Consider the following 10,265-nt stretch of genomic DNA (forward strand, 5'->3'; position numbering starts at 1 on the left):
CTTTTAAGCCATGCGCCAGCTGCCAGTACTCGCCGTGCTGGGCGAGCAGCTCTTCGTGCGTGCCGCGCTCGATGATGCGGCCGTGTTCGAGGACCATGATGGCGTCGGCGTCGCGGACAGTGGACAGGCGGTGCGCGATCATAAACGTGGTGCGTCCGCGCATGATGCGGTCCATACCGCGTTCGATGAGCTTTTCGGTACGCGTGTCGATGCTCGAAGTGGCTTCGTCCAGGATGAGCACCGGCGGGTCGGCGACGGCCACGCGCGCGATGGCGAGCAGCTGGCGCTGGCCCTGCGACAGGTTGGCGCCATCGGCCGTGACCGGTGTGTCGTAGCCCCGCGGCAGGCGGCGGATAAACGAATCCGCGCAGGCGGCCTCGGCAGCGGCGCGCACCTCCTCGTCGGTCGCGTCGAGCTTGCCAAAGCGGATGTTCTGCGCAATGGTGCCGCTAAACAGGTGCGTGTCCTGCAGCACAATGCCGAGCGACCCGCGCAGGCTGGTCTTGGCAATGTGCTTGACGTCGATGCCGTCGTACGTGATCTCGCCGTCATCGACCTCGTAGAAGCGGTTGATGAGGTTGGTAATAGTCGTCTTGCCGGCGCCCGTGGAGCCCACAAACGCAATCTTTTGCCCCGGCTTGGCAAACAGGTTGAGGTCCGTGAGCACGCGGGCGCCCGGCACGTAGGAAAAGTCCACGGCATGGAAGCGCACGTCACCGGCAAGCGGGACCAAGCCGCACGTGAGCTCGATGCCGTCGGCGGCCACCGCGCGGCCCGACTCATCAACGGCTGCCACGTCATGCAGGTGCCCGTAGACGCCCACGCCCTGGCCCTCGGGAATTTTCCACGCCCATGCGGCATCGCCCGTCTGCACCAGCTCCACGCAGCCCTCGTCCACCTCGGGCTCAAGGTCCATAGCCGCAAACAGGCGCTCGGCACCGGCCAACGCGTTGAGCAAGAAGTTGCCGAGCTGCGTAAACTGGTTGATGGGCATGGCGGCCTGGCGCACAAAGACCAGGTAGCTCGCGAGCGCACCTACGTCGGCGAGCCCCTTGATGCAGAGCATGCCGCCCGCCACGGCGACGATGGCATAGTTGACGTAGCCAATCACGACAGTCATGGGCACCATGGAGTTGGCATAGCTCACGGCGGCGGTGCCGGTGCGGCGAAGCTCGTCGTTGCGGCAGGCAAAGCCGGCGACATTCGCCGCCTCACGGTTAAAGACCTTGATGACCTTTTGACCCGAGACCATCTCTTCGATATATCCGTCCAGGTCGCCAAGCGATGCCTGCTGGGCAGCAAAGAAACGCTTAGAGCGCGCGCCCGAGTAGCGCGCATACAGCACAATGGCCGCATCGCACACGAGTGTGATAATCGTGAGCTGCCAGTTAAGGATGATGAGCATGGCCGTGGTGCCCACAACCTGAATGGCGGCCTGAATCACGTTAGCAAAGCTGTTGTTGAGCGCCTCGGAGACGGTGTCGACGTCGTTGGTGAAAAAACTCATGATGTCGCCCGAGCGCGTGCTGTCAAAATAACTGAGCGGCAGCGTCTGGATGTGCGCGAACAGGTCGCGGCGAATATCGGACACCACGCGTTGGGCCGCACGCACCATGATCTGTGAGTAGCCCAGGGCCGAAAGCACGCCCGCAGCGTAGATGATCGCCGTCAGGATGACCTGCCTGGCAAGCAGTTCCTCCCCGCCCGTGGCCAAACCGTTAACGATGGGACGCACCATGTAGGTGCCGGCGAGGCTCGCGATGGCGGCGACGGAGGCGAGCACGCCCACCGCGAGCAACGAGAACTTGGCATGCCCCATGTAGGAGAGCAAGCGACGCACAGTGCGCTTGAGGTCGGCCGGGCGTGCTTGGGCTGCGGTCTTAGGCATGGCGCTCACCCCCTTCCAAGGGTGATCCGCATACGACGGAGGAAAACGGATCATTCGCGCAACCATCGTCGCTGCCGTCGCCGGCGTCCGCGTTCCTCGCAAACTCCATCTGCGAGGCATAAATCTCCTGGTATATGTTGTCGCCCGCTAGCAGTTCCTCGTGCGTGCCCACGCCGTGGACACGACCGTCGTCCAATACCACAATGCGATCGGCATCCATGACACTCGCGATGCGCTGGGCGATGATGAGCACGGTCGCATCGGGAATCCGAGCGATGTGCTCGCGAATCTTTGCGTCGGTCGCCATATCGACCGCGCTGGTGGAGTCATCAAAAATGAGCACGCGCGGATGCTTGAGCAGCGTGCGCGCGATGCACAGGCGTTGCTTCTGGCCACCCGAGACACCGGCGCCGCCTTGGCCCAACTCGCCGTCCAGCCCGCCGATGCGATCAAGGAACTCGTCCACGCACGCCGCGCGGCAAGCCGCGAGGAGCTCATCGTCCGACGCCTGCGGATTGCCCCACTGCAGATTCTCGCGCACGGTGCCCGTAAACAGCACGTTCTTTTGCAGCACAATGCCCACGGCGTCGCGTAGGGTCGCGAGGTCGTAGTCACGCACGTCACGTCCGCCCACAAGCACGGCGCCCTCGGTAGCGTCGTACAGGCGCGCAATCAGCTGCACAAGTGAGCTCTTGCCCGAGCCCGTGCCGCCGAGGATGCCCACCGTCGAGCCGCTCTCGATGCGAAGGTCGATATGCTCGAGCACATCCTCGGCTGCATCCGTGCGGTATTTAAAGGAAACGTCGCGAAACTCGATACTGCCGTCCGCTGGCGCCGCAATCGCGAGGTCTCCCGCGGGGTTGGCGATAAAGGGCTCCTCATCGAGCACCTCGGCGATACGGCCCACACTCGTAAGAGCGCGCGTGAGCAGCAAAAACACGTTGGAAATCATCATGAGCGAATTCATGATCAGCAGCACGTAGCTCATAAAGCCCGTGAGCGAGCCCACGCCCAGCTTGCCGGCGAGAATCATGCGGCCGCCAATCCACAGGATGGAGAGCGCAGCCACGTACATCGACAGCTGAAACACCGGCAGGTTGAGCACCGCGCTGCCAAAGGTCTTTGTCGCAGTGCGCGCGAGCTCGGTATTGACGGTGTCGAACTTGGCCTCCTCGTGCTCGGTACGAACGTAGGCCTTGACGGCACGCACGGCGGTGAGGTCTTCCTGTACCACGCCGTTGAGGTGGTCCATCGAGGTCTGGAGTTGGCGGTAGAGCGGGCTCACGCGATAGGTGATGACGCCCAGCACGATTGCCAGCACGGGCAAGATGATCGCAAAGACGGTGGCGAGCGGGCGCGACAGCATCAGCGCGTAGATAAGGCCGACGATAAGCGTCACCGGGCCGCGCACCATAGGGCGAAAGCCGTTGCCCACAGCATTTTGGATAACGGTGATGTCCGTGGTCATGCGGGTGACGAGCGAGCTGGCGTCGTAGTTGTCCAGGTTGCCAAAGGCGAGCGTTTGAATCTTTTTGTACTCGGCCTCGCGCAGGTTAGCGCCTAGGCCCGAGGCAACGCGGGCGGACGTGCGGGCATAACCCAAGCCCAGTACCAGCGAAAGCGCAGCGCACACCAACATGTACGCACCCTGTAGCAGCATGTAGTTGATATCACCCGCAGGCACGCCCACATCGATGATGTTGGCCATGATGACCGGGATAAACAGCTCGAGCACCGTCTCGACCGACACAAAGAACACGCCGAGGATGGCATCGCGACGGTATGCCCCTAGATAGGAAAACAGTATTTTGAGATTGCGCACGCAGGTTCAACCCCCATCAAACGTTGTTCGCAAACGCACGTATTATTGCGCGCCGAATAATGGTGTCAAGTATTCCGAAATCGTTTTCTGCAAGGTTAGCGCCGGCGGCGAGTTCTCGTGATGTGTGTCCATATTCACTCGGAATAATGGTGCGCGAGACTTTTTCGCTCCGGCGTCATCACAAACCTTGACTCTACAATCGTTGTAGGGTTTTCACTACACTGGTAGCTAAACGAACCCAGCCAGAAAGCCCCGCTCATGGAACACGACCTCACACGTGGCAATGTCCTCAAGACCATCGCGGTCTTTGCCCTGCCCTATATGCTCTCGTACTTTTTGCAGATGCTCTACGGCATGGCCGACCTGTACATGATGGGGCAGTTTAGCGGCGCTGCCGGCATCACCGCCGTGGCAAATGGCGCGCAGACGCTCTATATGATTACCGTGGCGCTCGTGGGCCTGGCCATGGGAACGACGGTCATCGTCGGCCACGCCGTGGGTTCGCGTCGCTTCGATCGCGCCGAGACCGCCATCGGCAACACCATCACGCTCTTTATGGGCGTCTCGGTGGTGCTGGCCGCTGTCCTGCTCGCACTGTGCCCGCAAATCGTGGCACTCATTGGCACGCCGGCCGAGGCGGTCGAAGGCACCGCCGCCTACCTGCGCATTTGCTTTGTCGGCATTCCGTTTATTGCCGCGTACAACATTCTTTCGGCCATCTTTCGCGGGCTGGCCGATTCGCGCTCGCCCATGTACGTGATCGGCGTGGCATGCATCATCAATATCGCGCTCGACTTTCTGTTTATCGGGCACATGGGGCTCGGCCCCGTGGGCGCGGCGCTCGGCACGGTAACCGCCCAGACGGCAAGCGTTGCCCTCGCGCTCGTGTGGCTCAAGAGCCGTCGCACGAACATCCACGTTAAGCGTAGCGACCTGCGCCCCCAACCCGAGGTGCTCGGCAGCATTCTTAAGATCGGCGTGCCCGTGGCCGTGCAGGACGGCTGTATCCAGGTGGCGTTTATGTTTATCACCGTCATCGCCAACCACCGAGGGCTCGTCGACGCCGCCGCCGTGGGCCTGGTCGAGAAGATGATCAGCTTTTTGTTCATTGTGCCGAGTTCCATGGGCGCCACCGTCAGCGCGCTCACGGCGCAAAACGCCGGCGCCGGCAAGGGCGATCGTGCGCGTCAGGTGCTCAAGGACGCCATGACCATCTCGGTAGTGTACGGCTGCCTGATCACGGTGCTGATGTGGCTGGTGGCACCGGCGTTTATTGGCTTTTTTGCCAAGAACGCTGCAGTGGTCACCGCCGGCACCGGCTATATGCGCAGTTATATTTTCGACGCGATTTTTGCCGGCATCCACATTTGCTTTAGCGGCTTTTTCGCTGCGTATGGCAAGAGCTACATCGGCTTTGCGCACAACGTGCTAGCCGTGGCGCTCATTCGCGTGCCGGGCGCGTGGCTGCTGTCGAACGCCTATTCCGATACGTTGTTTCCCATGGGCATCGCCTCGCCGTGCGGATCGATTTTGTCGGCGGTCATCTGTGTTGTCGCGTTTACCGTGCTCAACCGGCGCGGGGCTTTTGACAGGTTGGTGGCGTAGCGGGGCGACGTAGGCCTGGCGTCCCTCCCCGACCCTATTGAAAGGAGCGGACCCATGACCGACTCGCCAACCGAACATACCGAGGGCCTGCTCCGCATTGGCGAGGTGGCGCGCTTGTTTAACCTGAGCGTGGGCACGTTGCGCCATTACGAGCAAATGGGCTTGCTGGACCCGGCACACATCGATCCGGCGAGTGGGTACCGCTACTACGGATCGCGGCAGCTCTCCACCCTCAATACCATCAGCCACCTGCGTGTTCTCGACTTGCCGTTGGCGCAAATCCGTGAGTTTGTGACCACGCGCGACGTGGACCTTATGCAGCGGCAGCTGGCTCAGCAACAGGAGCTCATCGAGCGCAAGCGCCGCGAGCTGGAGCGCGTGTCGCGCAAGATCGATAACCGGCTTGCTCTACTGCACGATGCCTTGAACACCGAGCTCGATACCATTTGCACAATCGATGCGCCCGAGCTTCGCTGCGCCGTGTTGCGCGAACGCGTCAACCCTACCGACGCCTATGCGCTGGAGTGGCAGATTCGTCAATTGCAGAAGGGCCAGCACGAGACCTTTGTCTTCCTGGGCAACTTGGGCGTTGGGATTAGCGCCGAACGCCTTGCCGCCGGCGACTTTGATGGCTACGACGAGGTCTTTCTGCTGCTGGATGGCACGGACGATTACCTGGGCGATGTCGAAGTACGTCCCGCCGCGCGGTGTCTGACGGTCAGCTTCCGCGGCACGCACGGTCAGGCGGCCCCGCGCTATGAGCGCTTACTCGATTACATGCACGAGCGCGACCTGTCCCCCGCCGGTCCCTCGCGCGAAATCGCCCCCATCGACGACATCATCAGCGACGACCCGGGGGCGTATGTGACGAGGATCGCGATACCGGTCCGCTAATCACTACCATTTATCGAGCAATTCCATCCATTTACCTTAATCCGAATTAGATTGTATTATGTAGCAAATAAAATGACAGCATATTGCCCCCCCATAGGCAGGAGACATTATGCCCAGAGTTCAATCACGTCGCTCGTTTCTTCTCGGCCTAGCCTCGATCATCGGCTTATCCGCGTCACGCCCAACAAGAGTATTCGCTGCCGACTCAAACTCATCCGTCGCTTTTACATCAGACCTAGCACAAGACTACGCGCTTTCCCTGTTGCCCATCGTCGACGGATCCGCGAACTTAGAGATCGAGCGAATCGTTCCCGTATGCCAACAAATCGGCCTTATCTGTGGCTATGAAATCAGTGTCACAAGGGAAGGAAGCCCTTACGGTTATTTAGTACTTGACGCATCATATCCCGGGCTTCTGAAGGAGATAACCCTCGGCGATACCATTCTTCCGATTTCAGCTTCTCTATCAAACGCCATTTCAACTTATTCCGGCCAACAGGCCACAAACCCAACCGTACTAATTTCGTACAACGATATTGAATATGGAACTTTGGTGCCAGGAACTAGAGACTGTGTAACCAACTATAACAATATACGGTCTGTCCCGATTGCCACCGAAAAGGGTATAACACCTCAAAGCAATAACCCAACTTCATGGAATGCAGTCATTATCAATGAAGATGACTTGATGTTGCATTTCCAAATAGACGATTTAAACGGAATACCGTTCCGAGGAGTCTCGGAATCATTAGTTGAAGCCCGCACTAATAAGTATGCATGCGTCGTTTCTGCCTTGTACGCTGTATCAATGCATTACGGTCTCACCAGTTCAAACGCTAATCAATTTAATCCCGATTATTATAAAGAAATATGGAACGTCACTGGCACAACAACGTATAAGACCAATGATCAGGGCGTCGAGTACGGAAGCACGATCATCCCAGATGGAATTGTTCCGTTTAAAAGTCTTGCCGCTCAAAAGGGTAGAGCACTTAATACTCAATTTTTCGGTTATCAGCCTCAATTCGCTCAGTACAGAGCAACTATCGATCAAGGGAATATCGGCTTGTATCATATGTGGATCAACAGCCGAAACAGTGAAGGATCCGTCGAGCTATCAGGTCATACAGTCACGGTAACTGGCTATTTTACTGGGCATAATGGAAGCTCTGGCATCGAACTGCAGTGGCTCGAAGTATTCGACGGATGGAACACTTATCCCCGAGCGATTAACTATGCAACGCCCAATATGGTCAAATTGAACGGAACAGTCTTTTGGTAAACCGGATGGCACCATCAAAATGCTATGGCACCACGGCCTTTGCCCTGGTTACGATATTGGTGATTTTCGCTATGTTTGCATCCGTTTCTTCATGCACAGATAGAGCCCGCTATAGCGGAGGAGATGATTACCTTGTCTTTGGAGTCGGCAGCGTTCATTCTATTGAGGGAACGGAACTCGTAATCCAAACAGACAACAGTCCCCGCTACACCGACGCTGGAAAGCAAACCCGGATTACATTCCCCTCATCTGGCCGAATCAAAGACAAGCTTTCCCAAATCAAAGTTGGGACAAGAGTTTCCTACTCACGCTTTGAGTCGGTAGACGCATCTGGATCATACGAGGGAAACGATATCGAAATTGAACAGGCAAACACTATAAGGAGATGTTGAGGAACTGAGCCTCTGCGCAGTTCCTCAACAAATCATTATGCCTCCGGGACCCTACCCGTCGCCAAAATCTGTTCAAGTGCCGCCTCGTCCAGCACGGGCACACCCAGCTGCTCGGCCTTGGTGAGCTTGGAGCCCGCTTTGGGGCCGGCGACCAGATAGCTCGTCTTCTTTGACACACTACCCGAGACCTTGGCGCCGAGCACCTTGAGCGCCGCGCCCGCCTCGTCGCGGGTGCGGTTGACGAGCGTGCCGGTGAGCACGAAGGTCAGACCCGCGAGTGGCTGTGCGTCGGCGAGCTCGCCCGCCACGCCAGCGTCGGCTGCAGCTTGCGCGTGCGCGGCGCCCAAGTCGACCTCGAGCGACAGGCCCGCCTGACGCAGGCGCTCCAGTACGGCAAGGTTTTCGGATACGGCCAGGAACTGCTTGACGCTCGCCGCAATCTTGGGACCAATGCCCTCGCACTCGGCGATGTCCTCTTCGCTCGCCAAGATGAGCTTGTCAATCGACAGGAATCGCTCGGCGATGACCTCACCCACACTCTTGCCCACGTGGCGGATGCCCAGGGCAAACAGCACGCGACCGAGCGGCTGGCTCTTGGACTTGTTGAGCTCGGCGATGATTTTCTCGGCCGTCTTGAGGCCTACCGGAATGGGGTCGCCCTTCTTGACGCCCTTTTTGCTGTTGGAGCTGGCATAGGTGCGGCCCGTGTCCAGGCCGGCGATGTCGTCGACCGTGAGCTGGTAGAAGTCTGCGACATCGTGGATCAGCCCGGCGGCGATCATCTTGTCGACGATCTCGTCGCCTAGGCCGTCGACGTCCATGCAGCCGCGGCTCACCCAGTGAAGCAGGCGCTCCTTGAGCTGCGCGGGGCAGTCGATGGAGACGCAACGGTAGGCCACCTCGCCATCCTCGTGGACCACGGGGCTGCCGCACACGGGGCAGACCTCGGGCATCTGCCAGTCGACCGAATCGGCCGGGCGCTTGTCGAGCACCGGGCCCACGACCTCGGGGATTACGTCGCCTGCCTTGTGCACGATGATAGTGTCGCCCTCGCGCACGTTTTTTCGGCGGATCTCGTCGATGTTGTGCAGCGTGGCGCGCGCGATGGTGGAGCCGGCGACCGTCACCGGGTCGAACTCGGCGACCGGCGTGAGCACACCGGTGCGGCCCACCTGGATGCGAATTTCGCGCAGGATGGTCTGCTTTTCCTCGGGCGGAAACTTAAAGGCGATGGCCCAGCGCGGTGCGCGGGCGGTAAAGCCCAGGTCGAGCTGCTGCTGAAAGCTGTCGACCTTTACGACCACGCCGTCGATGTCATAGTCCAGATCGCCGCGGTGCTCGAGCGCCTGGGCGCAGAACTCGTGAACCTCGGCCGGCGTGGCGCAGCGTGCCACATTGGGGTTGACGCTAAAACCGGCGCTGCGCAGCCAGTCAAGAAACTCGCGCTGGCTGTGGACATGCAGTGGGTCAGTATCGGCGATGGCATAGATAAAGGTAGCGAGATCGCGGCGCGCCGTGATCTTGGGGTCTTTTTGGCGCAGGCTGCCGGCGGCGGCGTTGCGCGGGTTGGCGAAGGGGTCGCGTCCCTCGGCATCGGCCTCTTCATTCAGGCGGACAAAGCTACCCTTGGGCATATAGACCTCGCCGCGTACCTCGATGGTGCGCTCGCGGTCGGCGCCCATGTGGGCGAGCGCCGGCTCGGACAGGTGCATGGGCACATCCTTGATGGTACGCACATTGAGCGATACGTCCTCGCCCGTGGTGCCATCGCCGCGCGTGGCCGCGCGCACGAAAGTGCCGTTTTGGTAGGTAAGCGCCACGCCCAGACCGTCAATCTTAAGCTCGCAGGTATAGGTGACGCTACCTGCGCCGAGCGCATCCTCGGTTCGTTGGAGCCACGCGTCGAGCTCGTCCAGATCCATGGCATCATCCATGGAATACATGCGTGCCATGTGCGTGACCGGCGTAAACTGCTCGCTCACGTAGCCGCCCACGCGCTGGGTATAGCTGTCGGGCGTCACCAGGTCGGGGTAGGTGGCCTCGATTTCCTGCAGCTCAACGAGCATTTTGTCAAAGGCGGTGTCCGTGATCTCGGGCGCATCGAGCATGTAGTAGCGATAGGCGTGGTAATCGAGCTCGTGGCGCAGCTCGGCCGCACGCGCTGCCGCCTGGGCATGGGCGTCGGTCGGCGCGGCGGCATCCGCACTCGCGGGCGTTTCGGTATCGATGTCCACGCCGTCACCAAACAGGCTCGATTGCTCCATAGCGGCACTCCTTCGCTCGATTTCAAACGGATACAAGAGTACCACCGGTCGCGATGGAGCCAAATCGCCCTTTCCAACCGCACCGAATCGGCAGCCGCCAGACCGGGGTGGGTCGCGC

6 protein-coding genes are annotated in these 10,265 nt (G+C 59.9%); 3 read left to right on the forward strand and 3 right to left on the reverse strand.

Annotated features, from left to right (window positions below; all coding sequences use genetic code 11):
- Positions 1–1,888 (reverse strand): ABC transporter ATP-binding protein (locus AB5405_RS08875; RefSeq protein ID WP_368138233.1); only part of this gene is annotated, 1,888 nt, incomplete at its 3' end.
- On the reverse strand, positions 1,881–3,710 hold the full coding sequence (locus AB5405_RS08880; protein ID WP_368138234.1) for an ABC transporter ATP-binding protein: 1,830 nt from the start codon (positions 3,708–3,710) through the stop codon (positions 1,881–1,883). The genes AB5405_RS08875 and AB5405_RS08880, both read right to left, overlap by 8 nt.
- Positions 3,711–3,968: 258 nt before the next feature.
- Between AB5405_RS08880 and AB5405_RS08885 the strand changes: the two genes are divergently transcribed.
- The 3 genes from AB5405_RS08885 to AB5405_RS08895 all read left to right on the forward strand — a co-directional run bounded on the left by AB5405_RS08885 (position 3,969) and on the right by AB5405_RS08895 (position 7,491).
- Positions 3,969–5,315, forward strand: a complete 1,347-nt coding sequence (locus AB5405_RS08885) for an MATE family efflux transporter (RefSeq protein WP_368138235.1) — start codon at positions 3,969–3,971, stop codon at positions 5,313–5,315.
- A gap of 54 nt (positions 5,316–5,369) precedes the next feature.
- Entirely contained in the window at positions 5,370–6,209 is an 840-nt protein-coding gene (locus AB5405_RS08890) for a MerR family transcriptional regulator (protein WP_368138236.1), read from the forward strand.
- A 109-nt stretch (positions 6,210–6,318) separates the two neighbouring features.
- Positions 6,319–7,491, forward strand: coding sequence for a hypothetical protein (locus AB5405_RS08895; RefSeq protein WP_368138237.1), 1,173 nt, complete (start codon positions 6,319–6,321; stop codon positions 7,489–7,491).
- A 427-nt stretch (positions 7,492–7,918) separates the two neighbouring features.
- On the opposite strand, the gene ligA is transcribed toward AB5405_RS08895, so the two are convergent.
- Positions 7,919–10,147, reverse strand: coding sequence for an NAD-dependent DNA ligase LigA (gene ligA / locus AB5405_RS08900; protein WP_368138238.1), 2,229 nt, complete (start codon positions 10,145–10,147; stop codon positions 7,919–7,921).
- Between the last annotated feature and the right edge of the window lie 118 nt (positions 10,148–10,265).

Origin of the sequence: Collinsella aerofaciens (genome assembly GCF_040920445.1) — a bacterium.
Taxonomy (GTDB): Bacteria; Actinomycetota; Coriobacteriia; order Coriobacteriales; family Coriobacteriaceae; genus Collinsella; species Collinsella aerofaciens_BH.

Excerpts from the sequence above, each read along its gene's own strand:
- AB5405_RS08885 (WP_368138235.1), top strand. The coding sequence starts at position 3,969 with ATGGAACACGACCTCACACGTGGCAATGTCCTCAAGACCATCGCGGTC.
- AB5405_RS08890 (WP_368138236.1), top strand. The coding sequence starts at position 5,370 with ATGACCGACTCGCCAACCGAACATACCGAGGGCCTGCTCCGCATTGGC.
- AB5405_RS08895 (WP_368138237.1), top strand. The coding sequence starts at position 6,319 with ATGCCCAGAGTTCAATCACGTCGCTCGTTTCTTCTCGGCCTAGCCTCG.
- ligA (WP_368138238.1), bottom strand. The coding sequence starts at position 10,147 with ATGGAGCAATCGAGCCTGTTTGGTGACGGCGTGGACATCGATACCGAA.